Origin of the sequence: Streptomyces sp. HNM0645, from assembly GCF_030056615.1 — a bacterium.
Taxonomy (GTDB): Bacteria; Actinomycetota; Actinomycetes; order Streptomycetales; family Streptomycetaceae; genus Streptomyces; species Streptomyces marianii.
In genome coordinates this window covers 1-25,221 of the sequence record NZ_JASHLT010000023.1, presented here as the reverse complement: position 1 = coordinate 25,221, position 25,221 = coordinate 1, and the positions used below count along the sequence as shown (strand labels likewise).

The 25,221-nt window shown below is 65.3% G+C and carries 25 protein-coding genes, 1 tRNA gene and 2 pseudogenes; 5 read left to right on the top strand and 23 right to left on the bottom strand.

Going from position 1 to position 25,221, the window contains the following annotated elements:
- Positions 1-2: 2 nt before the first annotated feature.
- The 4 genes from QMZ92_RS18370 to QMZ92_RS18355 form a co-directional block, all read right to left on the bottom strand.
- Positions 3-1,292 carry a homoserine dehydrogenase gene (locus QMZ92_RS18370; RefSeq protein WP_283298510.1) on the bottom strand — a complete coding sequence of 430 codons (1,290 nt, stop codon included), beginning with the start codon at positions 1,290-1,292 and terminating at the stop codon, positions 3-5.
- 99 nt (positions 1,293-1,391) lie between these two features.
- Entirely contained in the window at positions 1,392-2,783 is a 1,392-nt protein-coding gene (gene lysA, locus QMZ92_RS18365) for a diaminopimelate decarboxylase (RefSeq protein WP_283298457.1), read from the bottom strand.
- Positions 2,784-2,796: 13 nt separating this feature from the next.
- Positions 2,797-3,957, bottom strand: a complete 1,161-nt coding sequence (gene nrtL / locus QMZ92_RS18360) for an ArgS-related anticodon-binding protein NrtL (protein ID WP_283298456.1) — start codon at positions 3,955-3,957, stop codon at positions 2,797-2,799.
- 55 nt (positions 3,958-4,012) lie between these two features.
- Positions 4,013-4,438, bottom strand: coding sequence for a response regulator (locus tag QMZ92_RS18355; protein WP_283298509.1), 426 nt, complete (start codon positions 4,436-4,438; stop codon positions 4,013-4,015).
- Positions 4,439-4,822: 384 nt separating this feature from the next.
- Here QMZ92_RS18355 and QMZ92_RS18350 point away from each other — a divergent pair.
- A tRNA-Arg gene (locus QMZ92_RS18350) sits at positions 4,823-4,894 on the top strand.
- A gap of 271 nt (positions 4,895-5,165) precedes the next feature.
- On the opposite strand, the gene QMZ92_RS18345 is transcribed toward QMZ92_RS18350, so the two are convergent.
- The 14 genes from QMZ92_RS18345 to QMZ92_RS18280 all read right to left on the bottom strand — a co-directional run bounded on the left by QMZ92_RS18345 (position 5,166) and on the right by QMZ92_RS18280 (position 14,944).
- Positions 5,166-6,020 carry a nuclease-related domain-containing protein gene (locus QMZ92_RS18345; RefSeq protein WP_283298455.1) on the bottom strand — a complete coding sequence of 285 codons (855 nt, stop codon included), beginning with the start codon at positions 6,018-6,020 and terminating at the stop codon, positions 5,166-5,168.
- Positions 6,021-6,127: 107 nt separating this feature from the next.
- Positions 6,128-7,501, bottom strand: coding sequence for a tyrosine-type recombinase/integrase (locus tag QMZ92_RS18340; protein WP_283298454.1), 1,374 nt, complete (start codon positions 7,499-7,501; stop codon positions 6,128-6,130).
- A complete protein-coding gene (locus QMZ92_RS18335; protein WP_046913264.1) occupies positions 7,498-7,692 on the bottom strand; it encodes a helix-turn-helix transcriptional regulator in 195 nt (64 codons plus the stop codon). Before QMZ92_RS18335 ends, QMZ92_RS18340 begins: the two co-directional genes overlap by 4 nt.
- A complete protein-coding gene (locus QMZ92_RS18330; RefSeq protein ID WP_283298453.1) occupies positions 7,665-8,987 on the bottom strand; it encodes a replication initiator in 1,323 nt (440 codons plus the stop codon). The genes QMZ92_RS18335 and QMZ92_RS18330 overlap by 28 nt, the downstream gene beginning before the upstream one ends.
- Positions 8,988-9,118: 131 nt before the next feature.
- Entirely contained in the window at positions 9,119-9,382 is a 264-nt protein-coding gene (locus QMZ92_RS18325) for a SpdD protein (RefSeq protein ID WP_283298452.1), read from the bottom strand.
- A 37-nt stretch (positions 9,383-9,419) separates the two neighbouring features.
- On the bottom strand, positions 9,420-9,614 hold the full coding sequence (locus tag QMZ92_RS18320) for a hypothetical protein (protein WP_134034363.1): 195 nt from the start codon (positions 9,612-9,614) through the stop codon (positions 9,420-9,422).
- A 28-nt stretch (positions 9,615-9,642) separates the two neighbouring features.
- Positions 9,643-9,834, bottom strand: coding sequence for a mobile element transfer protein (locus QMZ92_RS18315; RefSeq protein ID WP_283298451.1), 192 nt, complete (start codon positions 9,832-9,834; stop codon positions 9,643-9,645).
- Positions 9,834-10,034 carry an RING finger protein gene (locus QMZ92_RS18310; RefSeq protein ID WP_283298450.1) on the bottom strand — a complete coding sequence of 67 codons (201 nt, stop codon included), beginning with the start codon at positions 10,032-10,034 and terminating at the stop codon, positions 9,834-9,836. The genes QMZ92_RS18315 and QMZ92_RS18310 overlap by 1 nt, the downstream gene beginning before the upstream one ends.
- A gap of 19 nt (positions 10,035-10,053) precedes the next feature.
- Positions 10,054-10,728 (bottom strand): DUF2637 domain-containing protein, encoded by a 675-nt coding sequence (locus QMZ92_RS18305; protein WP_283298449.1) that lies wholly within the window; start codon positions 10,726-10,728, stop codon positions 10,054-10,056.
- Between the two features lie 81 nt (positions 10,729-10,809).
- Entirely contained in the window at positions 10,810-12,186 is a 1,377-nt protein-coding gene (locus QMZ92_RS18300) for an FtsK/SpoIIIE domain-containing protein (protein WP_283298448.1), read from the bottom strand.
- Between the two features lie 5 nt (positions 12,187-12,191).
- Positions 12,192-12,542: an SCO3933 family regulatory protein gene (locus QMZ92_RS18295; RefSeq protein ID WP_250747897.1), complete on the bottom strand. Its 351-nt coding sequence runs from the start codon at positions 12,540-12,542 to the stop codon at positions 12,192-12,194.
- Positions 12,543-12,664: 122 nt separating this feature from the next.
- Positions 12,665-13,393 (bottom strand): GntR family transcriptional regulator, encoded by a 729-nt coding sequence (locus tag QMZ92_RS18290; RefSeq protein WP_283298447.1) that lies wholly within the window; start codon positions 13,391-13,393, stop codon positions 12,665-12,667.
- Positions 13,394-13,458: 65 nt separating this feature from the next.
- Entirely contained in the window at positions 13,459-13,923 is a 465-nt protein-coding gene (locus QMZ92_RS18285) for an ATP-binding protein (protein WP_283298446.1), read from the bottom strand.
- Between the two features lie 280 nt (positions 13,924-14,203).
- On the bottom strand, positions 14,204-14,944 hold the full coding sequence (locus QMZ92_RS18280; protein WP_283298445.1) for a GntR family transcriptional regulator: 741 nt from the start codon (positions 14,942-14,944) through the stop codon (positions 14,204-14,206).
- 92 nt (positions 14,945-15,036) lie between these two features.
- Here QMZ92_RS18280 and QMZ92_RS18275 point away from each other — a divergent pair, with 92 nt between their 5' ends.
- The 3 genes from QMZ92_RS18275 (at position 15,037) to QMZ92_RS18265 (ending at position 18,800) form a co-directional block, all read left to right on the top strand.
- Positions 15,037-16,134: a DUF1152 domain-containing protein gene (locus QMZ92_RS18275; protein ID WP_283298444.1), complete on the top strand. Its 1,098-nt coding sequence runs from the start codon at positions 15,037-15,039 to the stop codon at positions 16,132-16,134.
- A 297-nt stretch (positions 16,135-16,431) separates the two neighbouring features.
- Complete coding sequence (locus tag QMZ92_RS18270; protein WP_283298443.1) at positions 16,432-17,709, top strand: DUF262 domain-containing protein; 1,278 nt, start codon at positions 16,432-16,434, stop codon at positions 17,707-17,709.
- Between the two features lie 2 nt (positions 17,710-17,711).
- Positions 17,712-18,800: an MAE_28990/MAE_18760 family HEPN-like nuclease gene (locus QMZ92_RS18265; protein WP_283298442.1), complete on the top strand. Its 1,089-nt coding sequence runs from the start codon at positions 17,712-17,714 to the stop codon at positions 18,798-18,800.
- A 624-nt stretch (positions 18,801-19,424) separates the two neighbouring features.
- Here QMZ92_RS18265 and QMZ92_RS18260 read toward each other — a convergent pair.
- The 5 genes and pseudogenes from QMZ92_RS18260 to QMZ92_RS36415 all read right to left on the bottom strand — a co-directional run.
- Positions 19,425-21,539, bottom strand: coding sequence for a DNA methyltransferase (locus QMZ92_RS18260; RefSeq protein ID WP_283298441.1), 2,115 nt, complete (start codon positions 21,537-21,539; stop codon positions 19,425-19,427).
- A gap of 4 nt (positions 21,540-21,543) precedes the next feature.
- Entirely contained in the window at positions 21,544-22,350 is an 807-nt protein-coding gene (locus tag QMZ92_RS18255; protein WP_283298440.1) for a hypothetical protein, read from the bottom strand.
- 448 nt (positions 22,351-22,798) lie between these two features.
- A pseudogene (locus QMZ92_RS18250) lies at positions 22,799-24,061 on the bottom strand (tyrosine-type recombinase/integrase); the annotation flags it as partial.
- Positions 24,062-24,094: 33 nt separating this feature from the next.
- Entirely contained in the window at positions 24,095-24,292 is a 198-nt protein-coding gene (locus tag QMZ92_RS18245; RefSeq protein WP_349307740.1) for an integrase core domain-containing protein, read from the bottom strand.
- Between the two features lie 7 nt (positions 24,293-24,299).
- Positions 24,300-24,823 (bottom strand): annotated as a pseudogene (locus QMZ92_RS36415) (transposase); the annotation flags it as partial.
- A gap of 214 nt (positions 24,824-25,037) precedes the next feature.
- Between QMZ92_RS36415 and QMZ92_RS18235 the strand changes: the two are divergent.
- Positions 25,038-25,169 (top strand): hypothetical protein, encoded by a 132-nt coding sequence (locus QMZ92_RS18235; RefSeq protein ID WP_283298438.1) that lies wholly within the window; start codon positions 25,038-25,040, stop codon positions 25,167-25,169.
- Positions 25,170-25,221: the final 52 nt, after the last annotated feature.

The window sequence follows — 25,221 nt, the reverse complement described above, 5'->3', positions numbered from 1 at the left end:
CCTTACTCTCCTTCAACCCGCATGATGCTGGCGACACCGCGCACGGTGTCGAGCTTGCGCAGCGCCTCGACGGTCCCCGAAAGGGCGGCGTCGGGCGCGCGGTGGGTGACGACGACGAGCGATGCCTCGCCGTCCTTGCCCGTCTGGCGCACCGTGTCGATGGATACGCCCTGCTCGGCGAAGACCGTCGCCACCTGGGCGAGCACACCCGGCTTGTCGGCCACGTCGAGGCTGATGTGGTACCGCGTCACGACCTCGCCCATCGGGCTGACGGGCAGTTGCGTGTACACCGACTCGCCCGGCCCCGTCGCCTCGGCGAGCTTGTTGCGGCAGACGGCGACCAGGTCGCCGAGGACGGCGGAGGCGGTCGGCGAACCGCCGGCCCCTGGGCCGTAGAACATCAGCCGGCCGGCCGCCTCGGCCTCGACGAACACCGCGTTGTACGCCTCGCGGACGGAGGCCAGCGGATGGCTCAGCGGGATCATCGCCGGGTGCACGCGGGCCGTGACCGACCGGCCGTCCGCCGCCCGCTCGCAGATCGCCAGCAGCTTGATGGTGCAGCCCATCTGCTTGGCGGAGGCGAAGTCCGCGGCGGTGACCTCGGTCATGCCCTCGCGGTACACGTCGTCGAGGCGCACGCGGGTGTGGAAGGCGATTCCGGCGAGGATCGCCGCCTTGGCGGCGGCGTCGAAGGCCTCGACGTCGGCGGTCGGGTCGGCCTCGGCGTACCCGAGGGCGGTGGCCTCGTCCAGTGCCTCGGAGTAGCCGGCGCCGGAGGTGTCCATCTTGTCGAGGATGAAGTTCGTCGTGCCGTTGACGATGCCGAGGACCCGGTTGACCTTGTCGCCCGCGAGGGACTCGCGCAGCGGCCTGATCAGCGGGATCGCACCGGCCACGGCGGCCTCGAAGTAGAGGTCCCGGCCGTGCTTCTCGGCGGCGGCGTACAGCGTGGCGCCGTCCTCCGCGAGCAGCGCCTTGTTGGCCGAGACGACCGAGGCGCCGTGCTCGAAGGCGGTGGTGATCAGCGTCCGGGCGGGCTCGATACCCCCGATGACCTCGACGACCACGTCGATGTCGCCGCGCGAGACGAGCGCCTTGGCGTCGGTCGTGATGAGCTCCTGCGCGATCCCCTCACGGACCTTGGCGGGGCGACGGACGGCAACCCCGGCGAGTTCCACCGGGGCCCCGATCCGCGCGGCGAGGTCGCCGGCGTGCGTCGTCATGATGCGCGCCACCTCTGAGCCGACCACTCCACAGCCCAGCAGCGCCACCTTCAGCGGACGCGTACGCATCATCCGACCTCGATTCCTTCATAAAGCAGAGTGCGAACCAGTCTCACCCACCGCACGGGGCTTTCCGCTCCCCGTCCGGATTCTGAGACATATATTTCATCAGCCGACATCCAGACGCAGGAGATCTTCCTCCGTCTCACGCCGGACGATCACCTTCGCCTCGCCGTCGCGCACGGCGACGACGGGCGGGCGGAGCGCGTGGTTGTAGTTGCTGGCCATGGAGCGGCAGTACGCGCCGGTCGCCGGCACCGCGATCAGGTCGCCCGGCGCCAGGTCGGCGGGCAGGAAGGCGTCCCGTACGACGATGTCGCCGCTCTCGCAGTGCTTGCCGACCACGCGGACGAGCATCGGCTCGGCGTCACTCGCCCGCGAGACGAGGGCCACGCTGTACTCGGCGTCGTACAGCGCGGTCCGGATGTTGTCGGACATGCCGCCGTCGACGCTGACGTACGTCCGCAGCCCGTCGAGCGGCTTGATCGTGCCGACCTCGTACAGGGTGAAGGCGGTCGGCCCGACGATCGCCCGGCCCGGCTCGACGGAGATGCGGGGGGTGCGCAGACCGGCCGCCTCGCACTCACGGGTGACGATCTCGCTCAGCGCCTTGGCGATCTCGTGCGGCTCGCGCGGATCGTCGTCGGATGTGTACGCGATGCCGAGGCCGCCGCCGAGGTCGATCTCGGGGAGCTCGACGCCGTGCTCGTCCCGGACCTCCTTCAGCAGTCCGACCACCCGGTGCGCGGCCACCTCGAAGCCGGAGGTGTCGAAGATCTGCGAGCCGATGTGCGAGTGGATGCCGATGAGCTCCAGCCCGTCGAGCCGAAGGGCCCGCCGCACCGCCTCGGCCGCCTGGCCGCCGGCGAGCGCGAGACCGAACTTCTGGTCCTCGTGGGCGGTGGCGATGAACTCGTGGGTGTGCGCCTCGACGCCGACGGTGACGCGGATCTGGACGCGCTGGCGCCTGCCGAGGGACCGGGCGGTGTGCGCGACACGGACGATCTCCTGGAAGGAGTCGAGGACGATGCGCCCGACACCCGCCCGTACCGCCTTCTCGATCTCCTCCGGGGACTTGTTGTTGCCGTGGAAGGCGATGCGCTCGGCGGGCATCCCGGCGTCGAGCGCGGTCGCCAGTTCGCCGCCGGAACAGACGTCGAGGTTGAGCCCCTCCTCGTTCAGCCAGCGCACGACGGCGCGGGAGAGGAACGCCTTGCCCGCGTAGAAGACGTCGGCGTCCTTGCCGAAGGCATCGGCCCAGGCACGGCAGCGGGCGCGGAAGTCGGCCTCGTCGAGGAAGTAGGCGGGGGTGCCGAACTCCTCGGCGAGCCTGGTGACTTCGATGCCGGCGACAGTGACGACGCCGTCGCCCGATCGGTTCACGGTGCGCGACCAGACCTTCTCGTCCAGCACGTTGAGGTCGGCCGGCGGGGCGGTGTAGTGGCCCTCGGGGAGGACGTCGGCGTAACGGGGCCCGGCGGGGTGTGCGGAACGGCTCATTCTTCTCTCACATCTACAGGTGTTCGGGTGCGCTGATGCCGAGCAGGGCCAGGCCACCGGCCAGCACCGTCCCGGCGGCTTCGGCGAGGGCGAGCCGGGAACGGTGGGTGGCCGAGGGTTTCTCGTCACCGAGGGGCAGCACGGTCTGCTGGAATCCGAGCAGGGCGTCGGCGGTGGCCTCGAGATGGCGCGCGACCCGGTCGGGGGCGCGCAGCCGGGCGGCGGACTCCAGGACGGCGGGATGGTCGCCGAGAGCGGTGAGGAGGGCGGAGGGGGCCTCGGTGCCGCGGGCGGGACCGGACGGGAGCGGGCCCTCGGTGCCGCGAACGGACCTCGACGGGAACGGGCCCTCGTACGCATCGTGCGCGAGGGAGAGGTCGCCGACGTGCGAGGCGCCCCCGTCGCACGCGACGTTCCCGTCGTGCGGGACATCCCCGACGCACGAGACATCCTCGTCGTACGGGATGCCGCCGTCGTACGCGACGGGGATGCCGAGCCGGTCGGCCGCGCGCAGGAGGGCCCTGCTGCGGGAGTACGCGTACCGGACCCGGAAGAGCGCGTTCGACTCCTTCTGTACGAGCAGGGCGCCGTACGCGAGTGGCTGGTCGTGGGCCGCGGGCCGGAGCAGCGCCCAGAGGGCGGCATCACGGCCGGCATGCTCGAAGATCGCCTCGTCCTGCACGGGCAGTGCGGTGATCCGCTCACTGCTCCCGGGCTCGACGACGGCCGTCGCGCCCTGGGCCGCCAGCAGCCGCACGACGGTGTCGGTGACCACCCGGGCGCGGAGCTCGCGGGCGGGCTCGAAGCCGAAGCGGACCCCGGCGAGGCCGTCGCCGTGCCCGTACTCAAGGCCGCGGTCACCGATCGCACGCAGGAGCACGGCCGCCGGATTCCCGCGGAGGGTGAAGTTCAGGAAACCGGGGCCGGTGATCTCGACCCGGGCGATTCCGGGAGTGTCGGCGATCCGGACCCTCAGCACTTCCGCGACGTCCCGGGCCTGCCGCCCGCTGGGCCCGGCGAGGCGGAGGGCGACATTGCTGGCGTAGTCACCTCGTCCTCCGGGGCGGGGACGCTCGACCTTGATCCGCTCGGGTACGGGTGCCCGCAGGGCGCCCTCCTCGACCGCACGGCGCACGGCGCCCAGCACGGTACGTGAGAGATCTGCGGGGGTCACGGGACAAGCGTATGGGAGAGAGGGGGTGTGATCGCGAACCGGTTTCGCCATGCGGTCAGCCCCGCGTACTCCCCGCCCTCCCGGCACCATGCCTGCCGTCTACGGACGGCGGGTCCTCCCCGTACCTCAACCGCCGGACGAGCCGCACCAGCTCGGCGGGCTCGAAGGGCTTGGCGAGAAATGCGTCGACGCCTGCGGCGATACCCGTGTCGACCTCGCGCTGCGTACAGGCGCTGATGATCGCGACGGGCACGCGCCTGGTCCTCGGGTCCGAGCGCAGCCGCGCGGCGGTCCGCAGCCCGTCGAGCCGAGGCATCACCACATCGAGCGTGATCACATCCGGCCGCACCTCGTGGACGACCTCCAGGCACTCGGCACCATCAGCCGCGGTCACGACCTCGAAGCCCTCCAGCTCGAGATTGACCCTGATCAGCTGCCGGATCACCCTGTTGTCGTCGACGACGAGCACCCGGCCGGACACGCCTGACACAACTCGAGAGTAGGTCCGCGAACGCACCCGCGTCCGGCTTTTCCACACTTCTGCCCCGGACGGGGGCGTGGAAAGGGTGGAGGGGCATGCGGATGGGGCGCCTGACGGGGCAGCCGGAGCGCGGGGTGGGTGGGGAGTACGGGTTGCGTGGGGAGTACGGGTTGGGCACGCCCGGCGGGGACGGCCGGGGGAGCGGGGTGTCCCGGGCGCGGGCTTGGGCCGGGATCGGGCGGCGGGCGCGCGGGCGGCCTGGGGGCGAACGGCCGGCGTCCCACAGGGGTCTGCCGCCCCTCGGTCACGGGCTGGAAATACCTGTTCACGGGCACCCCATCAGAGCTGGTAGGGTTCTACCCGTCGCCGCCGAGAGCGGCGGACGCCCCCGTAGCTCAGGGGATAGAGCAACGGCCTCCGGAGCCGTGTGCGCAGGTTCGAATCCTGCCGGGGGCACCTTGCATGAGGTGCCCAAAGACCCCGTCACCAGCGGAAACGCTGAGGCCGGGGTCTTCGTGTTTGTGCAGCCGTATGCCGCTCGGAGCGGCTGTATGTCGGAGTCTGTGGACGAGGCGTGGACGGGATCTTGCTGCATCGCCGCAGGTGAGGTCCACGAAGCGCGGAAGTCCGCGTCCAGTCCAGACGGCCTCTCCCGGACGATGGCCGCGCCGTGGAGACTGCTCGCAGTACCCATGGGAATGATCGGTGCCCAGCTGAATGGCCCGGCTCAAGCCCTGCTCCATGCCTGGCGATGGCGAGCGACGCTATACACCTGCTCAACCTGCTCGGCCGTCAGCACCCCGGAGAGCGGCGCCAGTGCTGCTACTTGGCGCTCCTGGTACACCCGGACGCTGAGTTGCGTGGCGACCACCTTGAGATCGGTGACACCGACGAAGACAAGTACTGGCTCGACCTGCACGGGAAAACCGCAGTAGTGCTCAAGCACCCGAACCACGCGCTTGGCCTCCGCTCGGCTCTTGCGTGCGTAGGGCGCCGGTTTTCCGTGATTGACCTTCACGGCATCGTCGCCGACCCATACGGCCTTGTTGTGGTGGTGCTTCGTATTGATGCTGAACACCCCGCCCGGCCCAATCAGCAAGTGATCGACGTCCACGTCGTTGGCCAGGGGGATGGAATGCAGGACCCGCCATCCGCGACGCGCCAAACGGTCCAGCTCCGCTCCTACTCGCCTCTCCCCCGCCAGGCCCTGACGCCACGAGTGCCACTCCGAGGGACGCCGCAGAAGCCGTGAGACGACTCGCTCGATCAGTCCTGGGCCGGATGTGGCGAGCAGGTCACGGAGGGATTCTCCGGGGCGGTTGGTGGACAGGTCGTCTGCCTGCGTCAGAGGCGGCAGCATCGGACGGCCTTCAGCTTCAGATGCCCGCTGCGGCAAGACCAGCTTGTGGTGGTCCCGTAAGTGGTGTGTCAGCAGGGCGATCACGTCGTCGCGATGCTCGTCGCCTAAGACGGTGATCTCCCCCGTCCTTACGTCCGCCCAGCCGACCGCGGTTCCATCAGGAACATTCGCGTACAGGCGATCATGTCCGTACCGCTTCCAGCGCGTGACCTTCAGCTCCATGAGGCCCCCTCTTCCGCTCTCGGCTCGAAGCATCGCAGCAGGTGAGGCCTAAAACGAGAGAGGCCCCGGACAAGATGCCCGGAGCCCCAAACGGGATGCAGAGTGTCTCACTCGTATTCGCGAAGGAGGTCCTCAATACGGCGGTTGGCAACGTCCTGCCGTCCGTCGAGGCACTTCGCGTAGCGGGTCAGCAGGACCTCCACGCTGTTGCCGGCGCGTTCGGCCACCTCGGTAGGGTCGACCCCCGCGTTCAGCCACGTCGACAGCGCCGAGTGGCGGAGGTCGTACGGCCGACTCGCGAGCGGCGAAGACGCTACGGCCGGCGGAAGCGCGAGAAGCCGGGCTTCCTGCCACACGCGGTAGTAGGTCGAGGACGGGACGACCGAGCCTTTCTCGCTGTAGAAGAGCCGGCCGTCATCGGCGGTTCCGAAGGTGGCCAGGTGTTCGCGGAGCACGGCGACGAGGTGAGGCGGGATCGGCACTCGCCTCACGTCGTCGGTCGGCCGGTTCTTCAGACCTCGGTCGTCGTGGGTCTCCCCCGAGTCGGTCCACTGCTTGCCGACCGAGGGGCGGGTCCGGTGGAGGAGAGCCGAGCCCCAGCCCTGTTCGGGGAGGGTCAGATCCGTCTCGACGAGGCCGACGGCTTCCGCCGGTCGAAGGCCACCGAAGTACATGGCGGCGAACAGGCCCACGAGGCGACGGCCGCGGGCACGCCGGTATCCGCCCACATAGGAGACGGCCGCCAGGAGGTTGCGAGCCTGCTCGGGGTTGGCGACGACGCGCGGATCCACCTGATTGGACACCTTCGGTTTCTGCCAGCGGACAGCAGTGACGGGATTCTCGCGCAGCTCCCCCAGGTCGACCGCGTAGTTGGCGGCGTTGACCAGTGTCCGACGCTTACGCCGCACGGTTTCCGCCGCGGCTGCCGTGCCATCGAGCTTCAGCTTCAGCGAGTCGAGGACCGCGCGGGCTGTGGCGGGCTCAGCAAGATCAGCGAGCGGTCGAGAAGCCTTGGACACCCAGTGGAGAACGTTCCGCACGTCATCGGGGAGCTCCCGATCAGCGGGGCCCGGCAATACGAATGCCCAGTTCCGCAGAGCCCTGCGGAGCGCCTCGTCAGAGGGCCGGCCCGCACGCTCGTCGAGGAGTTCCACGGTCACACTCGTCAGTGACTCGTTGATGCCATCGCGCGTGTTCGGAGCGGCGTGCGGCCACTTCATCGCCAAGTACCTGAGAGCGAAGTCGTACCAAGACACGGTGGCTTTCTGCTGTTCCATGGACGCTGGGAGCCCGGATTCCGTGTCGAACTCCTCGCCGTCCCGCATGGCCCGCATCAGCTTCGAGCGGTAGTGATCAGCAAGCGCCTTTGTCCGGAAGCTGTCGGAGAAGACGTTGCCGGCCACAGACCAGCGGACACCGTACGAGGGCGTCTTGGTGTCACGCTTCCGAACACCCCAGACCTTCACGTCGAGAGACTTCACGCCGCCGCCTCCAACTGTCGCAGCCACGTCGTGAAATCACTCCGCCACACCCTCAGCTCACCGTTGGGGAGCTTGAAAGCAGCAGGTCCCAATCCCAGTTCGCGCCAGCGATAGAACGTCCGACGGGACACGCCGCCAAGTTCGTCGAGGACCTGCGGGACAGTCATGAGTTCGTCGCGGCGGTGGTCCATGTCGGCTCTCCTTCCGTACCGGGAGCAGGTTCGAGGGATGCGGCAAGCCAGGTTTCGCCCGAACTGAGGCCCGTTCCGGCGAAGACCCAGTGCGCGAGGACGAGCGTGGTTTCGCCGTCCTGGAGTGTGGGCGGGGCGACTTGGGCGCGGCGCCATTCGGCGCGGGCGTCGCGGAGGGCGCCGAGGGTGGTGGAGTAGCGGCGGGACTTGGTGGAGAAGTGGCCGCGGAAGCCGAGCATGTGCGCCCAGGCCCGTAGGCGGAGGTCTGCCAGTTCGGGGCGTGCGCCGAGGGTCCAGGCGGTTCGGATCATGCGGCGGGCGTGGTCGGTGATCCGGGCGCCTGCCAGCTCGGCGAGGAAGCGGATCGGCCGGTCAAGGGTGCCGGTCGCCGTCTCGGCGCCCTTGGTTGCGTACTTGGCGATGTACGCCGCTACGGCCCGCTCGGTCAGCTCCTGGCCGCCGTCGAAGTCGGCGGAGCGGATCGGACGGACATCGAGCTGACGGCCGAAGGTGAAGGTGTGGGCCCGTCCCTCGACGGTCGGCCCACCGACGCGAGCAGCGGTGGCAGCGGCATGAATTGCGTCGCTCAGCAGCTCGGCCGTGGCCCAGGCCGGGGGCGAGGTGTCCCCGCCCTCGGGGCCGTCGAGGCGGATGACCGCGTGGAAGTGGACGGCTCCGCGCTTCTGGTACTCGGCGACCTTGGCGAAGGAGATGCGGGCGTGGTCGCGGAAGGCACGTTGGGTGAGGCTGGCGCGCTTGGCGACCTCACGGCGGAGGTAGATGGAGAACCGGCGCCACAGAGCCCCGGCGTGCGCGTTCCAGAGCACGGCCGCTTCGTAGTCGTACGTGTCCGGGTCGAGGGGCGTGCCGAGGGCCGGGTCTGTGTCGTCGTGCCGGGCCCCGCAGCGGCAGGGCCGCCCGCTGGAGGGGCGGTTGTGGACCGGGCCGAAGCTCGGCGCGGTGAACGTGGCGAACACGCGCGGGTGCGTGTCCACCTGCTCAGGGGTGCCCTTGCCGCCGCGGAGCCCGGCGGTGATCAGGTGGTAGGTGTCGCGGCGGTAGACCTCGGAGCAGGCCGGGCAGCGGGTGGCACGGCGGTTGTTGCAGCGGACGAGGAGGTTTCCAGCGGGAAGGGCGGTGGAGTCGAGGTGGTGCAGGACGCGTCCGACCTCACCGGTCGTCGTGTCGACGGCGTACTCGGTGCGGTGGCCGTCGAGGCGTACGGGGTGGGTGCAGCCGCCCAGGCCGGAGAGTTGGCGGGCGAGTTCGGGCAGGGTGCCGAGTGAGGCGAGCATGGAGAGTTCCGCCAGCGGTGGCGGAGTCTGCCGGGTGATGATGGGTCTTCCTTTCGGCTGTTTCGGCGGTTGGGAGGGACGGCCCCGGGGCGGCGGGATGCTTGGCGGCTTGTTGCCGCCCCGGCGGCCGGTCAGCGCTTGGGCGCGCTGTTGACGAGGGAGCGCAGGACGACGGCGGTGATGGCCACAGAGATGGCTGAGACGGCGACCGCCGCCAGGAGCGCGGTGAGGACGACGCCCACGACGACCACGGCGGCGACCGCGCCGACACCGACGCCCACGAACGGGGCGATCGGGCGGCCGGCGGAGTGAGCCGGAGCCGGGGCGTGGTTCTGCGGGATGTGCGTGGTGATGCTCGGGACGTGCGGGGTGTCTGGCAGCTTGGGACGGAACACGGCGGGTCTCCTTTGCCGGTTGTGTGCGGTCGTTGGCTCAGTCGTGGTTGCCGTTGACGACGTCAACCCCGGAGCGGGTGCCGGACTCGATGGCTGGGGCGAGGAAGGTGTGCGAGAGCCAGAAGCCGAACAGGGCGATCACGACGGCGACCCATAGGCGGATGCCGAGGAACTTGATCGCGGCCCAGGCGATGACGCCCAGGACGAAGACGAGCGGCAGCGAGACGGTCACGGGATCTCCTCGGGGGTGTCGTCTCGGATCAGCGGACGGCGCAGCGGTGGGTGCGTGCGGCCAGCTCGGCGGCGGCCCGGCTGTCGTAGTCGGTCGAGAAGCCGCAGCGCGGAGCCGTGCAGGCGGCGGTGTGCTTCTCACGGCCCCGGCCGTCGTAGTAGGTGGCGACCTGGACGGGACCGATGCGGACGACGTTGCGGAAGCGGCGGTTGGCGGGCATCAGGGGCTCTCCTTCTGGTCGTTGCCGGTCTCGCCGGTGAAGTCGGTGACGTGGTCGGCGAGCCAGCGCAAGATCTCGTCGCCTTCGTAGGTGTCGGCGGCGAGGATCACGGGTTCGGCGATGAGCACGGCTTCGGTGAGGCGGTTCTGTCGGGTCAGCTCGGCGGCACGCTTGAGTGCGCGGAGCGTGGACGGTCGCAAGGTGGAAAGTCCTCCGAGGTCAAGTGAGTTGCGCGGCGATGGCTTCGGCCAACGGCAAAGGGACGCCGAGCCGAGCGCGAAGGGTTGGAGTGTCGATGGGGCTGCCGGTCCGGGCGTGGTGTTCGTCGGCGACCTTGCGGGCGAGGGCGACGAGGGCGGGCGGTACGGGAGCGGACGGCACGGACGCGAACGGGGGCTGAGCCGACCCGACTTCGACGGTCGGAAGCTCGGCCACCGTCACGGGCGGCTCCACCTCTATGGCGGGCGGTTGGGGCGCCGGGTCCGTGATCGTCGAGGGCGGTTCGGTGTCGACCACAGCGCGGGATGTCTTCGGTGCACCGTGGGCGAGGAGCGTGCCGCCGAGGAAGGCGACCGCGGGCCAGCCGGCGACGAGGATGCGCAGCCAGGCGGGAACGTCGTCCAGGTCGAGCAGTCCGGCGGTGGCGACGTTGGCGCCGAGAGAGGCCGCCAGAGCGACGAGGAACCAGCACCACCCCGCCGCTTTCGACTCCCCCGAGCGGAGTCGCCGCCAGGCCGCCACCATCAGCAGGTCGACGGAGACCGGGTAGGCCCACGCCTTCCAGCCGTCCTGTCCGGCGGCGGATGCAAGGTCGTGCAGGTGGGCGAAGGACAGCGCGGCGGCGATGAGCGCCTGGACGAGTACGGCGTCCACGCGGACGGGCAGGGCACGCACGGCGCACTCCTTCCGGTTTCGGGGCATGGGTGGGGTAGGGACATGGCGCGGAAGGTCGCGCCGACCGTGGGAACGGGTGCGCTACTCGGCGACGGGGCGAGGAGTGGCTACCGGCCCGGACGCCTCCACGGGTACGGGCGGGACGTAGGGGCGGAACGGCGCGAGCGCGGGCACGTCGGGTGCGAGGTGGGCCGTCTCGTGGCAGATGGCCGCCGCTTCGGCGAGGGTCAGGTGGGGCGTGCGGATGCGGGACCAGCCACCAGACGTGTCGCCGACGACGGCGAGGCCGGGCAGCTCGGGTGCGATGGCACAGGCCGCGTAGACCGCTTCGGGGGCGATGTCACCGAGCGCCATCTTGGCGGAGGCTTCATCGTTGACGCGGTGGCAGACACGGCCGGTCAGCTGCGCCCGGAGCATGGTGGCGCCCTTGCCCAGCTCGGCGCCGAAGCGCTGCCCGCACACCTCCAGATAGATGCCGGCCGCGCGACCGAGCTGAGCGAGCCGGATGAGCTGGGTGACCATCTCGTCCCGCTGTTCCTCCTCCTTCCTGGTGGCGACGAGGAAGAGTTCCGCCACCTCGTCGATGAACAGCACGATGGGCGCCGGGCGTTCGTCGTCCGGCAGGCCCCAGATGTCCGAGGTGATCAACTCATCCGGAGTACCGGGGGCGATACCCTGCCGGGCCTTGATCAGGTCGTAGCGTTCCTCCATTTCCTTCACCAGCACGGGCAGCAGCTCGGCCGCCTGTACCGGGTCGGTGGCCAGGGCGGAGAGCCGGGCAGCGAACGGCGCCAGCTCCACACCGCGCTTGCAGTCGATCCCGACGAGGACAACCGGCTGGGCAGCCAACCCGGCGAGCAGGTTCCGCAGGAACATGGACTTGCCCGACAGCGTGGCGCCGAGGACGAGTTCATGCGGCACGGCCCGGTAGTCCCGTACGAACGCCGTCGCGTCCTCGCGCAGAGCCACCGGCACCCGAAGCGGCCCAGCGACGGTCCGACGAGGCATCCGCACGTTCCGCAGGACGTCGAAGCCGACGAGCCGCAGTTCCACGACTCCAGGCTTCACGTCCCGCACGTACACGGCGTGAACGCCCCAGGCGTGCCGCAGCCGTTCGGCCGAGGCCGCCACATCCGCAGGTTCCTGCCCCGGAGCCAGCCGCAGCCGGAGCCGCAGACCGGTCGAGGTAGGCCGGATCATGCCCCGCCGAGGCGGTACGGGCCGGATCTCCCGCCGAGTGGTCGCCTTGACGGCCAGCGCCCGCAACCGGGACGGCGGGACCGTCAGGCCGCACGCGTCCATGGTCGAGGAGTACGAGGCCAGCAGCCGGGCCACCGAGACCGGCAGCCCGACCGTGGACCAGTACGCCGCAGGGTGGGCGTGCCGGGCGTAGAGCGCACCGCCGCCTATCGCAGCGAACGGCGCACCCCACTCGGCCAGCGTCACCAGGTCGGTCACGGCGATCAGCCCGCCTGCGCCATCGGGAAGGCACCCGGAGCCACGGCGGTGGCCCGGTAGGCGATGCCGTGCCGCTGCTGGCCGTTGAACACGCTCTCCCACGGCCGGGCGACGAGCCCCGGCAGCGAGACGGGAGCACCGACCGTCAGACCGTCGGTCACACCACTCTCGGGGATGGTGACCTGGATCAGGGACGACTCACCCTCGTCGATGAAGACGACGCCGACCGTCATCAGTGCCTCACCGGTCACAGCATCCTTGGCGATCTCACCGGTCTGCCGGTCGCGCACCTTCGGCGCCGGCGCTTCGGTGAGCAGGATCGTGGCGGTCGAGGCGTCAACGCGGATCACACGCACAGAGATTTCTCCTTCAAGTCGATCAACTCGCCACCTGACAAGTTGACTTAGCAAGTTCGAAGCTAGAGATGACAGGTTGACTTGTCAAGTGGAGTTGTAGGTGAACTCGCCTGCATCAGACGTCAGTTCAAGCGATAGGTGTCTTCGAGTTCCTGGCGGTCAGCCGGAAGCAGCACATCAGAGACTTGCAGCGCCTGCCCGGACGCGTCGCACGCGATGACAAGGATGCTCAGCACGGGCACACCGTCAGGCAAGCCCAGAAGCTCGGCTTCACCACTCTCAGGCAGTCGAGCCGAGACCCGTTCCGTCACATGGTCATAGCGGACCTTCTTCCGAGCCTCCACATGCTCGCGCACACTGCCGCTGAGGGCATCAGTGCTCGCCAGCTCGGTCCCCCCGACTAGGCCGGCGGGGAAGTACGTCGAGATCAACTCGACCGCTTCGCCATCTTCCTCCGCCAGGAAACGACGCATGAGGACCTTGGCTCGCTTTGGGAGCCCGAGCGCGGAGGCGACCCGCGCCGGAACAGGCATTTCAGCGACTTCGACCAGGCGCCCGGAGGACCGCGACTCGTCGCGCTGCAGGACCTCTCGCCCACGCCGGTCCTGTTGCTCAACAACTTCAGGACGACCTCGGACGATCGTGCCGTACCCCTGCCGAGACTCCAGCCAGCCGTCCCGCTTGAGCAGTTCCAGGGCCCGCACGACGGTCGGGCGGGACATTCCGAAGGACTGCACCAACTGGTTCTCACTGGGCACCCGAGTGCCAGGCGGATAGGTACCGTCCTCGATGCGGCGCTGAATCGTCTGCGCGAGGCGTACGTACTTCGGTGCCTCCACTTCATACGCCATGAACGCCGCCGCCTGTCGAGATTGGCCAAGTCAACTGGTCAACCAGACTAGCGACAACTGCGCCGTCAGAACAGAACGGGCCCGAAGACCTCATCAGGCGACCATGCGTCGGCCATGGTGAACGCGACAACCGTCCCGCCGAAGCGGCTGGGACCGGAGTGCCACGAGTCGGCGATGGAGTCGACGAGGAGCAGTCCGCGCCCGTGGGCATCGCTGGCGTCCGGCTTCCGCATGCGCACACTCGCCGGGAATCCCGGATTGTGCACCTCCACCCGAAGCGCCGTCTCCACGCGGTACCACGCAACGCGCACCACCCAGCTCTCATCAGCCCGCCCATAGAGAATGGCGTTGGTCACCAGCTCCGAGATCATCAACGTGCAGTCGTCGATCGAGCAGGCCGGGTTGTACGGGGCGATGAACTTCCGGAACCAGCGCCGAGCCCGAGGCACGGACTCCGCGACGGGGTGCAAGGTCATGGCACCGAGCCGCGGCGAGTCCGCAGAGGGATAGCGGTCGATTGAGTAGGCCATCCGCACTCACTCCTTGCCACTGCCGTCGCAATCGAGGCAGCGTCGTTTCGACGTGGCACGGACGCGGTCATTGGCCGTCGAGAGCGCCAGAGCCGTACGGGAGCCGACGCGCTTCCAACCGCGCCCCCGGCATCCCCGGCAAGTTGCACGCGCGCCCTGGTCCGGCCGCTGACTCGTCACTCCGTGCCCCCTTCCGAATCCAAGTGGCCTTAGCCACTTCCTGGATAGTGGCATTAGCCACTTGGACTGTGCAAGCGATTCGACACAACTGCCAGGTCCATCAGGTGAGCGGGTAGCCCTGCTCAAACGCCCAGCGATGCGGCGGGTACGTGGCTTCGGCGAACTCCAACGGCCGGTCCTGGAGGTCGAAGACGACATGATGAACGATCAACACGGCTGACCCGGACTGCAGTTGAAGATCCGCAGCCTCCTCCTCCGTCGCATCGCGAGCACACATGCGATCTTCGGCATAGCTGCCCTGACGCCCAGTCATGTTCTCGACGTACATGAGCGTCCCTTCCTGAATCCGCTCCGGCTCCAGGAGCTTCGGCGCACGTTGGCCGACATCCGGAGCGAACCACGAAGTGGACAGCGTGATCGGCCCGTCCTGGTTGTTCGTCACCCGCCGCCGATGCACGGCCCGACGGTCCTTGACCAGGCCCAAAGCCTCAACGACGTGATCCGGCGCATCCATCCAGCCAGCCGAGGTGATCACCGCGTACTCACCAGGCGTGTAGATCTTCCCAGTCTGCCGAGCCCGCCCGTACAACTCACGCGCCCGCCGGTTGACCTCCAGACTGCGCACGTACGTGCCCGACCCCTGACGCTTCTCGACGAGCCCCTGATGGCTCAGCGCCTCCAACGACCGCGCAGCAGTCGGACGGGACACGTTCCAGCTCGCGGCCAACTGCCGCTCCGAGGGAACTTCGTCCCCCGGCCGCAGGTCACCCCGAAGAATCTGATCACGGATGTAGTGCGCGATCTGGAGATACTTCGGCTGAGCCTCCTCGATCTGCGGCATGCCTCCTCCTCGCCTTTCCCGTAGCCAAGTGGCTATGGCCAGTAGCCACTATAGGATGAGTGGTCAACCCCCGACCCCGTAGGCTGAACCGCATGAAGCGGTTGATCGTCGCAGCAGGAGGAGGGGGCGACGCAGTCGCCGCCGCAATGCTTCACACCGCCCTCTACGGCGACGAGGACCAGGCGGTGATCCTCACGTACGCGTGGGACCGCCTCCTGATCGACCCGGTACCGGGCCCCCGGGGACCGAACAACTTCACCGGCCTACAGCACCTCACCCCAGCAGTCCGGGCAGTGCCGGCCGAGGCCCGCCCGATCGCTCCAGCAGGCTCCACCCTCCCTCGACTCGCGGCAGAGCTCCCGCACACCTTCACCCTGATCGACCCACACCACGGAGTCGAAGGCATCACCCGCCAACTCGAAGAGCTGGTAAGCCACTTCTCACCGGAGTCGATCGATCTCCTGGACGTCGGCGGAGACATCCTCGCCCGAGGCGATGAGCCGACACTCAAGAGCCCGCTCGCCGACGCCGTCACGCTCGCCGCATGCTGCCAGGTGAACGCACCGATCCGCCTCCTGGTGGCAGGCCCCGGCCTGGACGGCGAACTGCCTCCTGAGGACCTGCGAGCCATGCTCGGCCCGCTCGTCCATAACTTCACGGCGAAGGACGTGGAGCCGGTCAGCTCGGTCCTGGAGTGGCACCCCTCCGAGGCAACCGGGATGCTCGCGGCGACAGCCCGAGGCGTACGCGGCACGTGCGAAATGCGGGACGCTGGCCTTCCCGTCCCTCTCACCGACGAAGGTCCGACCGTCCATGAGGTCGACCTAGACGAAGCGCTGAGCCGCAACCAGTTGGCCCGCGCCATCACGACGACCGCCACCTTGAACGAGGTAGAAGCCCACAGCCGCGAGATCTGCGGATACTCAGAGATCGACTACGAGCGCAACAAGGCCACGTGGCTCAAGGACCAGCCACCGGCGAAGCTCGACCCCCAGTCGGTCCTGGCCCAACTCGATCAGTTCGAGGCCGAGGCCCGAAGCCGCGGAGTCACCCACACAACGTTCCGCCGCATCACCGAGGCACTGAACTTCAACGGCTCCCTACGCGAGGACCTGCGCCAACTGCTGATCAACAGCCGTCCGGAGAAGCACGACGCACCCTTGTGGCGGATCACAGCCCCTGCTGAGTAACAACCTTCTTCACGGGTTCAAGGCGGCTCGCTCCGCTCCCCGCGCGCGGCCCGGCCCCCGGCCGGGCCTGCGCTCCAGTCTCCGCCCCGCTCCAGCCCGGCCGGCGCCCGTGCCGCGCGCTGAGAAACCAAGACAGGACCATCGGAGCACCTTTTGTAGACATTTAACCCATATTGTCCCAAATAAATCTGCCGAGATCGCTCATTCGTGTGATACAGACTGCCCCCGAGTGCCTTTACGATCTGCTTGGAGACAACTGATCTCGAGCGATCGACAGAGAGCGAACGGTGGCATCACATGGCGGAGCAAAATTCACGACCTCAAGCTCACGATCAGAGCCTTTTCCCCGTAGAGGAAGATGCCACCGCAAGGCAGTCTCCAATCCTTCTGCCTGGTGAGCGAGTCAACTTTCAAGAGAACACCGACCAGAGAATAGACGAAGCCGCGAAGCACAGGCAAGGCGACTTCCGCATCGTGACGGAACAAGCCCGGTACCAGGTCGCTCAGATTCCCGACCTGGTGGCCGGGAAAGAATGGAATCTAAACCCAGATTTCCAGCGCCGCCATCGATGGAACCCCGATAAGCAGTCTAGACTCATCGAATCCATCATGCTTAACGTGCCCATTCCTCCGATCTTCCTTTACGAGGCAGAACTCAGCAAGTTCGAAGTCATGGACGGCCTTCAGCGCCTAACTGCCATTTCTGAGTTCTATAAAGATAGCTACACCCTCCGAGATCTCCAGTACTTCCCGCAGCATAACGGTAAGCGCTACTCCGACTTGGATGAAATGTCGCAACGCGGCATCGACCGGCGCTACCTTAGCGCTGTCATTCTGTTGCATGAAACTGGCGGACCTTCAGGCCGCGAAGCAGATCTACTGAAACAGCTCGTCTTCGAGCGCATCAATAGCGGTGGCGTAGATCTGACTGCACAGGAATCTCGGAATGCCCTGCTGCCGGGGCCTATGAACCGCCTGTGCCTTGATCTGGCTGAGACGCCTAGCTTTCGCCGCCTCTGGGGTATTACGACTACGAGCAATGAGCAAGACGGCGAAGAGGGCGAATCGTCACCAGAAAACCACCCCTATTACCGATCGATGTACGACGTCGAATTGGTGCTACGGTTCTTCGCATACCGGCAAAGATTGATTGCCGGGTCGCGCAACCCAAGGAATCTGAAACTCTTCCTTGACTCCTACCTCAAGGCTGCGAATGGGTACAAGCCCGAGCTTCTGACCAAGCTGGGAGCATTGTTCGTTCAGACCTCTAATCTGGTAGAGCAAGTCATGACCCACCGCGCGTTCTGGCTAAAGCGTTTCCGGAACGGGCAGTGGCAATGGATTGAAGAGCCGGCCATCGTTGCGTACGAACCTCTCATGCTTGCTTTTAGCCAAAGACTCTCACGAAGCACCGAGCTAGTGGATAAACGATTCGCGATCCGTGAAGGGATCGACCGGTTCTACGAAGAAAACGGAGATCGAATCGACGGTCGCAGGGTCAATACTCGCGACCTAGCCGAGCGCAACAAGCTTTACCTAGGTTTTCTTGACGGTCACTTGGACGGCCGGAGCTGAGCATGCATGGAATCTTGCAGGCCGCTCTCGCGCGCTTCGACGAAATCCTCTCAGCTCTGGAGTTCGATGAGAAGCTGCAGTCACTTACAGAGACAAGGGAATCAGCACGAAACTCGGAATGGCGCCGCCTCGTTTACTCGGGCTCTATCATCAATCTATATGGGTGCCTCGAGCAGTTCGTGGATGACATCATTGCGCGTTACGCATCCCTGTGCGCCACTTTTTTTCCCGAGTACACAGACTTGCCCGAGAACATTCAAAAGGCCCATGACAGCCAAGCCCGGCAACTGCTTACCAGGGATAGCGGGGGCCGTCTAGATCGAAACGATATCGATGAGATGCTACGCAGTTTGGCGTCATGCCTCGACGGAGCGGAGGATTACACCCTCAGCGGAATTGCGCTCAGCTTCCATGACAGGAACCTTAAAGGCGACATGCTGTCAGATTTGCTGAGGAGGGTAAACGTAAACTTTAGCGACTCAATCAGTAAGATCGACATCAAGACGCTACAGGATGGACTCTTGTCGGGACTGTACAAGGATGTCGAAAGCATTCTAGCGGACTTGGTCAGTCGTCGAAATGAAATCGCGCACGGAGACTACGTCGATTTGGCTAGTTCCGACATCCTGACAGCAATCTGCGAGGTCCTCAAGAAACTGGTCACCGCGATATTCGACGAGATCAGAAAAGCAACCTTCCTGCATCTATCCCCGGCGCTTGTCGGTTACGTCAAGCAGTACTACGCGAAGCCAAAGGCTCATATCATCGCTCTAGAGGCCACGGAAATCTCGGTTGGTGACACGGTCTTCGGCATTGAAAAGGGATCGTCACGGTTGCGTGCAGCAAGAATCCACACTCTCAAAGACGAGGACATTCAAGCGCATTGTCTGGCAAAGGATGCGTTGCAAGCAGAGGACGGTTGCATCGGAATGACGCTGACGCCGGACGTAATCTTCGTTGGGAAAGTTAGTTCTCTCAGCACAGAGATCTCCGCGCTCCTCGCAGATGCGGAGTTCCTTGATTCCGTTGCCGGTGAAACGTCAGACGAGCACGACAGCGGTCGACCGCAGGAGACAGCAAACACCACCTGATCAGCGCGGCAACGGCATCCTTTCTTGAGGTCATCACCCATCACCGCTGCCGATGTCAACAACGCCAGATAGCCCCTGACCCTGGTCGACCTCTCGCCCATGACTGGCAAGCCGCGCCGTCCGCGCATGGCCCGACAGCACGAATTGCGCGGGTCGCGTATCCGGTCGATTCCAGCAACGATGCAGTGGGACCAGCAGAGCTCGATCCCTCATTCCAGGATCCTAGCCAGCCCGTGCGGCCGGGTTCAGGGCCCCGGTTCTGCGTGCAGTGACCGACGCAAGCGATGAACCAAAGCTATCTCTGCAGTTCGCTCCATTTATCGCGTAGAGCCTGACCGTCCTGTGTCGCGCGCATAGGCATCAGCCACCTGACGTTACAGAAACCGTGCCTGGGACGGTCGGCTCCGCGACTTTAGCCAGCCACTTTGGCGCGAGCCTCGAAGATCATGGCCCCAACGTCGTGCTCTAGCGGGCAGGTCCACAGACTGCCCGACGCGCCGGAAGCTTACGGGGCCATGATCACTCGCGCCAAAGCAGCTCCCGGCCAAAGTCGCTACGCCAACCTCGCGTATCAGCCGGCCGAAGCGCCAGTGTGGTTACTGCTGACCCACAAAGCTCATCGCATCAGCCGCTGGCACTCGAACTGCAGAGACGAACCACGCTCCTGCTCGTCAGAGACTCGGCCAGCTCTGACAGGTCTGAAAGAGTCAGTTCTTGGCCAAGTGTGTAAGTCGCGAGCACATGCCCACGGATTACCGATTTTACGTCCCCGACGCCAACGTCAATACCTGCCTCCTGCAATTCACGCAGTAGCCTCTCTCCTCGGGCCGCTGCAGCGTCGGGCGAGTCGGAACCAGGAGGAATTTCTTTCCTTTTCCTGCATACGATGATCGAATCAAGGTTCGAGGGTTCATTTCCACCCTTCGTGACACTCGTGCTCATCTCACCCTTGATGGGTTGAATAGCCGTAACTCCAAGTCCGGCGTTAGCTAGTGCCTCCACAAGGCTTACCCACCCTGTCAACCGAGCCTGGTGAAAGGTGAAAGCCAGCAGGCCTCCCGGCTTCAAGATGCGCTCGCATTCCTTCCAAACACGCGAGATCGCATCACCGAACTGCCTCGGATCAGCGCTCTGAACCTCTTCCGTACTTCTTGTTGTCAGGGCAAATGATGGGTATCCCGAAAAGGGCTCCATCCCCATGAGCCAAGCGTGGAAAAAGTCGGCAAGTTCCGAATAGTGGACGTTATCCATATAGGGTGGATCAGTCACGATGAGGTCCACGGATCCTGAAGGCAGATCGGTGCGGGACGAATCACCGTTCCGGATGTAAACCTGCCTGGTTCCAAGCCCCTGCTCCGGCCATGCGTCGAGGGGTTTCCCCTCGAACGGGACGGACAAACCTGTGGTCCTCTGTACAGCGCCATTAACCAGCACCTGGTCAAAGGGCTCCGTCTTGTAGTCGTGTGCGCGAATAATACGGCTACGGAAGAGCGTAGAAAATGATCCAGACGACGCAGGTGTGCCCCAAGGGTGTGCCTCGAGAGGCATACGTTCAGGTTTGAGGATGTGATGACTGAACATGTGCCTGACCGCACCTGTCCCTTCCCCCTTGAAGGAACAGAACATGTTGTTAAATTCGAGCGTTCCTGAAAATAGTGCAACTAGGGCCTCTCGCTCGGCATCGCCTGCGCTTACATCGCGAATCGCAGAACCGAGCAACCCCAGCGAATAAAGTTGCCGCTCATTAAAGAATTGACGCCATTCCGTGAATCCCCAGCGCATCGCCTGGCGGGTATTCTCCCCCAGCTCAAGTTGACCGCACGGCAACACGAGGTCACGTTCATTGGTTTGCAGCAGGTCAACGCACTCTGCATACAAAGACCTATCAAAGGCATTGATGGGTTCATACCGCTTCTTCCCGTCAAACCCTAGAACAAGCTTTGCATACATTTCACGCTTCGGGGCTTTGCCCTTCAAAGCATCAAGCACCTTAGAGGTATGCCCGTTGGCGCACGTAACTTGGGTGCGATTCACTGCGCCGACGCGCTCAAACTTATGCCCATTGCGGCATTCCGCTGATTTAAAGTCGTATCGTCCAGCTTGCACATCCAAGCATACCGGGCAAACGATTTGCGCCTCAGGAACCCTTTTAGGATAAGCGTGCTGCGAGAAAACATGGGTCGAGAAAAGGCGAGTTTTTGCCTCGCAATGGGGGCAGTGAGCTACTGTGACCCAGAAGTAGTACAGAACCGGCTCGCCGCTTTCAGTGCGATGAACTCGATCAATCTCTTCACGGCATTGTGACTCGACAAGCTTGAAGGCTCGGCGCAATTCAGAAACATCCCATTGCTGCACAGCCTGACGTTGAACCAGAGTAGCAACCGGGTTGATATCCGAACCGATGACACTTGCGCCCATTTTCGCTGCTTCGACAACAGTCGTGCCGGAACCCGCGAACGGATCAAGTACAACCAAACCGTCAAGATTCGCAGGACTGCTATAAGTCTTAAGGGCGTCGCCGTCTGCTTCAGTTACTGCAGCCGCAATGATGCCGCGGAACACACTCCCCAAGCGCTTGGCCCACCATTTATGAGTACTCGTAGCCGGCCGATGAACTTCCTTACGCCATGACTCATTCTCTGCGATCTTGCTGAGTTCGACCGCAGGAAACGCCGCTTCCAGCGCGGACGAGCTTGGGATGCCCCGATGACATTGCACGTCAGCGTCGAAGAGAGCCAAGTGATCAGAATGGTTCATCGTTCTCATCCAGTAGGGGCTGTCGTGGGATACGCCTCACGGGCTTCATGCCAACTTCACCAGCCGGATCACTCTTTGCCCTAAACGCAGTGAAGGCGCGAGTGAACCCGGCTGTCGGATTATCTGCCAACTCTGTGCGCAATGAGTTATCGCGGAAGTCGAAGGTGTACTTAGCTGCAATCTTATCAGCATCGCTCCGAATCAAGGAGCCGACCTCCCTTAGACTATCAGCCCCGTCAAGCACCTCGTCTTTTGGTGCGATCAATGTGCAATTCGAGGTCAGGCCATCCGCCAACGCATAAGGCGTAGGAGCGACATACATTTTCCGATCGCGCACCAAGATATCGCCATAGGATCCAAAATCGCGGAAGCTGTCATTCTTATGCACATAGTCATGGTGGGCGTTCAGAAAATCACCATGACAGATTACTAGGTCAAGGACTGGGAACTGATCTCCCTCGAACCTTTTCGGGTAGCGTCCAAAGACGTAGTAAACTGATCTTCCTTCGTGCATGCCCGTCGCGAGCTGACTATTGCAGTCGAAATCTGCCTGCCTCCCGGGAGTCTCCAATCCCTTTACCTCGAATCCTTCGAGGTAGTCAGTCATGACGTAGTCGGGATATTTGTTCCGCTTGGTTACTTCCCATGAAAATCCTGTTTCAGTGATTCGGTCACCGACCCAATCCTGAAAGTGGAACTCTTTATCCCGCCTGTTCCTGCGGCGAATCAATTCTCCACGCTGCATGGCGTTGTAGCAGGAGATGAAAACTGAGGCAACTGTCACAATTGTCACGATTTCGCCCTTTTATGCCGTCCCGTGGCCACCTCGACTTGCCGGGCAACACTAATGGCACCGTGGACCATGCGTGGACGGATCACGTCCTTCAGGGAACACGCAGGGCTGCGACCAGCTACTTCTCCTAGGAACGCAACGGCCTCCGGAGCCGTGTGCGCAGGTTCGAATCCTGCCGGGGGCACCTAGCATGAGGTGCCCAAAGACCCCGTCACCAGCGGAAACGCTGCGGTCGGGGTCTTCGCGTATAGGCAGGCGGATGCCGTCGAAGGCAGCCATTTGCCAGTGATCACGTAATGACGACGTAATGATCTTGGTGGGCTTTCCCGCAGGTCAGCGTCCGTTCCCGGGGCCTTGAGCGTAACCGAGTGGACTATACGTGGACTGACGAACGGGAGCCCCGAACCTCTGTGGTCCGGGGCTCCCGTTCGTCGGTCGTGTCGTTGTGTCAGTCCGGGGCGCCGTCCTCCCTCAGCCCCTGCATGATCCGGTCGTTCATCTCCTGCTCCTGGCCGTCGATGCACTTGGCATAGATCTTGAGCAGGACGTCCACCGAGTGACCCGCGCGAGCGGCGACCTCCGGCGCCGGGACACCGGAGTTGAGCCACTGGGAGACTCCGGCATGACGGAGGTCGTACGGCCGGAAGGCCAGGACCGACGACACCTGATGCGGCACGAGCGCCAGTTCCCGAGCCTGTTTCCATGCCCGCGAGTACGACGAGGCCGCGATCACGTTGCCCCGCTCGCTGGAGAACAGCCGGCCGTCCCCCGCTGTACCGAACTCCTTCAGATGCTCGCGGAGCAGCCGAACCAGCGGAGGAGGAATCGGCACGATGCGCACCTCACCGTCGGCTCGCTGCTTCAGGCCGCGCCGGTCGTGTGCCTCGCCGGAGTCGGTCCACGCCTTTCCTGCCGTGGGACGGGTCTCCGTGAGTTCGATGCGGCCCCAGCCCGAAGCCGGAAGCGTGCAGTCGGACCGGCGAAGCCCGAGCGCCTCCCCTGGCCGCATGGCCGCGTAGCACAGGCACCCGAAGAACGCCCGCAGTCGTCGGCCGCTGGCCCGGTCGTAGCCACCCACATAGGTAAGCGCGGTAAGCAGCTCCCGAGCCTGCCGAGGGTTGACCACCACACGGCGGTCAACCTCCTGCACCGGCCGTTTCCCGCGCTTGCGCCGGACCCGGCTCAGCGGATTGGACGGCAGGTGTTCGAGTTCGACCGCGTACTCCAGCGCGTTGAAGACCACTGCTCGACGTCGCCGGTAGGTCTGCGTTGCCGCAGGCTTACCGTCCAGCCTCCGGCCCAAAGCGTCGATCAGATCATGCGTACGAGTGATCTCCTGCAGCTCGCCCACCGGAAGCGAGGTCTTTTCGATCCACCGGACCGCCGCGGCGATCTCCTCAGGCCGCTCCCGCTCCCTGCGCGGCACGGGCAGAACGTAAGAGCGCAGAGCGCGCCGCAGCATCTCCGGAGAGGGCTGCCCCCGCCCAGGCTTGACCAGGGCGGGAACGACCGTTGCCAGTGCGTCGGTCATGCTGTCCCGCTGCTTGGCGGACGCCTCCGCCCACCGCGCATCCACGTACTTGACCGCCAGGTCGAAGAACGACAGCGCCGCCTTTCCACCGCGCAGCGAGTCCGGCAGACCGGTCACGGTGTCGAACGGTTCACCCTTGTCAGCGGCACGAAGGAGCTTTGCCCGGAAGCGGTCTGAGCTGTACCGAGTTTCGTAGAGTCCGATCTTGATGGTTCAGGCGGACTGCGCGACTTGCTCCTGGCTCCGCCAGAAGGCTTGCTCGTACTCGGCGGGCGGTACGTAGTCGAGTGCGGAGTGGAGGCGTTCTTCGTTGTACCACGTGATCCACTGGAAGATCGCCCGCTCGACCTGTTCGACGTCCTTCCAGGGGCCCTGCATCTCGATGAGCTCGGCCTTGAAGGTGCCGTTCAGGGCCGAGGAGTTCGGCCGTGATCCTGGGGACGCCGTAGGTGCCGTCCGACGCGCGGTGCACGGCCCGTATCCGGGCGGCGAGGCGGGCGTCGGCCGCCTGCCGGGCGGCCCGGTCCGCGGCCGTCCGACGCCAGTAGTAGAAGCTGGAGCGGGCGATGCCCAGGATGGTGCAGAGCCGCTTCACGCCGTAACGGCGCTGATGGTCGGCGACGAACTGGAAGCGGTTCACCAGCGCGTCTCCCCGGCGAAATACTTCGCCGCCTTCCGCAGGATCTCGCGCTCTTCCTCCAGCTCGCGGACCTTCTTCCGCAGAGCGGCGTTCTCCGCCTCCAACGGTGTCGGCGGCTCGGCAGGCACCTCTGCTCGGCGCCCGCGGGGCCGGCTCGCTCCGGCCGCTCGTACCCAGTTCCGCAGGGTCTCGGGGTTGATCCCCAGATCGGCGGCGACCTGCCGGATCGTCGCCTCGGGCCGCGACCGGTACAGCGCGACCGCGTCCGCCTTGAACTGCGGCGGATAGTTCTTCATGACCACGAGATGTCCGTTCTCAGATCCTCAGGATCCAGTGTCTCGTGTGTCCAGGATCAAGGGTCAATGCCCCCGTGATCACTCGCCCCAAAGCAGCTCCAACCCAAAGTCGCTACGCCAACCGCGCGGTAGCCTGCACGCATGGGGTGTTCATGAACGACCGGGATCTGCTCCCACACAAGCCGATGTTGACCATCGAGCGGGATCGGCGGGATCTCGTATGACTCTGCTTGCTGCCGCCGACACCGGCGGTCCGGTCCTCCCATGGTGGGCGACTATCCTGATCATCGTGGCGGGTGCGCCATTCATGGTGGTGCGTCTGTACCGCATGTACCGCCGCCACGACCGCTAGATGAATGAGTCCGATGTTTTCAGTGGTCGTAGGCGATCAGTGATCGTTTGGT

Coding starts and splice junctions, on each gene's coding strand:
- lysA (WP_283298457.1), bottom strand. CDS start 2,783: ATGAGCCGTTCCGCACACCCCGCCGGGCCCCGTTACGCCGACGTCCTC.
- QMZ92_RS18290 (WP_283298447.1), bottom strand. CDS start 13,393: ATGGCGTATGAAGTGGAGGCACCGAAGTACGTACGCCTCGCGCAGACG.
- QMZ92_RS18330 (WP_283298453.1), bottom strand. CDS start 8,987: ATGCTCGCCTCACTCGGCACCCTGCCCGAACTCGCCCGCCAACTCTCC.
- QMZ92_RS18315 (WP_283298451.1), bottom strand. CDS start 9,834: ATGCCCGCCAACCGCCGCTTCCGCAACGTCGTCCGCATCGGTCCCGTC.
- QMZ92_RS18370 (WP_283298510.1), bottom strand. CDS start 1,292: ATGCGTACGCGTCCGCTGAAGGTGGCGCTGCTGGGCTGTGGAGTGGTC.
- QMZ92_RS18265 (WP_283298442.1), top strand. CDS start 17,712: ATGCATGGAATCTTGCAGGCCGCTCTCGCGCGCTTCGACGAAATCCTC.
- QMZ92_RS18275 (WP_283298444.1), top strand. CDS start 15,037: ATGAAGCGGTTGATCGTCGCAGCAGGAGGAGGGGGCGACGCAGTCGCC.
- QMZ92_RS18280 (WP_283298445.1), bottom strand. CDS start 14,944: ATGCCGCAGATCGAGGAGGCTCAGCCGAAGTATCTCCAGATCGCGCAC.
- QMZ92_RS18285 (WP_283298446.1), bottom strand. CDS start 13,923: ATGGCCTACTCAATCGACCGCTATCCCTCTGCGGACTCGCCGCGGCTC.
- QMZ92_RS18235 (WP_283298438.1), top strand. CDS start 25,038: ATGACTCTGCTTGCTGCCGCCGACACCGGCGGTCCGGTCCTCCCATGG.
- QMZ92_RS18270 (WP_283298443.1), top strand. CDS start 16,432: ATGGCGGAGCAAAATTCACGACCTCAAGCTCACGATCAGAGCCTTTTC.
- QMZ92_RS18335 (WP_046913264.1), bottom strand. CDS start 7,692: ATGGACCACCGCCGCGACGAACTCATGACTGTCCCGCAGGTCCTCGAC.
- QMZ92_RS18345 (WP_283298455.1), bottom strand. CDS start 6,020: ATGGAGCTGAAGGTCACGCGCTGGAAGCGGTACGGACATGATCGCCTG.